The organism is Oerskovia merdavium, from assembly GCF_014836755.1.
Lineage (GTDB): Bacteria > Actinomycetota > Actinomycetes > Actinomycetales > Cellulomonadaceae > Oerskovia > Oerskovia merdavium.
Map to the genome: position 1 here is coordinate 32,825 of NZ_JACSQF010000001.1, position 1,560 is coordinate 34,384.

The window sequence follows — 1,560 nt, forward strand, 5'->3', positions numbered from 1 at the left end:
GTGGAGCAGGTGGTGCAAGACCCTGCGGGTGGTGGGGGGGCCCCGGGGGGGGGGGGCCAACCCCCCCGCCCCGGTCGCCATGGACAGTGGGAGCGCCACCGCGGTAGCGGCGACGGCCGCGACCGTGCGCATCGTTGCGCGCGGGGCTCTCCAGAGCACGTTTCTCACCTAGGACTCCTTGTGATGATGGGACAAGGGTGCTGCGCTCCGGGGTGTCGACGGCATCGGCCGTGACCCGTCGTCACCGGTGGCGGACCTGCTCCGCCGGGCATCTCGCACCACGCCGCACTCCGGCGCGTGGCTCCCGCACGCTGCGGGCCGAGACCTCCTCTCAGATCTGCTGCCAGTCGCTGTCGGACGCAGCGCTGCGCTCGACGGCTTCGAGGATTCGCTGGACGGCCAGGCCGTCGGCGAAGGACGGGGTGGGCTGGGTACCGGCAGCGACGTCGCGCACGAGGTCGACCGCCTGGTGCGTGAACGCGTGCTCGTACCCGAGCCCGTGACCGGCGGGCCACCAGCTCGCGATGTACGCGTGCTGGGGCTCGGTCACGACGATGCGCCGGAAGCCCGCAACCTGCGGGTCGTCCGAGGCGTCGAAGAAGTGGAGGACGTTCATGTCCTCGAAGTCGAACGCGACCGACCCGCGCGAACCGTTGATCTCGAGGCGGATCGCGTTCTTGCGGCCGTAGGCGAAACGGGTGGCCTCGAAGACTCCGAGCCCGCCGCCCGTCAGGCGCGCGAGGAAGACCGCGGCGTCGTCGACCGTGACGGGACCCGTCTCGGTGCCGCCCGTGCCGGACAGGCCCGAGAAACCGGTGGCGATCGGACGCTCGTCGACGAACGTCTCGAGGATGCCCGAGACCCCGGTGATCGACTCGCCCGTGATGAACTGCGCGAGGTCGATGATGTGGGCACCGATGTCGCCCAGGGCACCCGAGCCCGCCTTGGTCTTGTCGAGGCGCCACGAGAGCGGCGCGGTCTCGTCGGCGATCCAGTCCTGGAGGTACTGGGCGCGCACGTGGCGGATCGTGCCGATCCGGCCGTCCACCACGAGCTGGCGGGCGAGCTGGACCGCGGGGACCCGACGGTAGGTGAAGCCCACCGTGGCGAGCACGCCGCGCGCGGCGGCGGCCTCGGCGGCAGCGACCATGAGCTCGGCCTCGGCGACCGTGTTGGCCAGCGGCTTCTCGCACAGGACGTGCTTGCCGGCCTCCAGGGCCGCGATCGCGATCTCGGCGTGCGTGTCGCCCGGGGTGCAGATGTCGACCAGGTCGACGTCGTCGCGTGCTACCAGCTTGCGCCAGTCCGTCTCGACGTCGTCCCAGCCGAGCTTGTCCGCAGCAGCCGTGACGGCTGCTGCGTTGCGGCCCGCCAGCACGCGCATCTCGGGCGCGAGCGGCAGGTCGAAGAACCGCGGTGCGGTGCGCCATCCCTGCGAGTGGGCAGCCCCCATGAACGAGTACCCGACCATGCCGATCCCGAGGGTCGGGTGACCGTTTTCTGCCATCTCAGGCACTTCCTTTCGTGGTGGACGTCACCGGGCCGGCCCCCCCCCGGGGG

General features: G+C 71.6%; 1 protein-coding gene. It reads right to left on the reverse strand.

Annotated features, from left to right (window positions below; translation table 11 throughout):
• Positions 1–331: 331 nt before the first annotated feature.
• Positions 332–1,507 (reverse strand): Gfo/Idh/MocA family protein, encoded by a 1,176-nt coding sequence (locus H9641_RS00095; RefSeq protein ID WP_191799897.1) that lies wholly within the window; start codon positions 1,505–1,507, stop codon positions 332–334.
• Between the last annotated feature and the right edge of the window lie 53 nt (positions 1,508–1,560).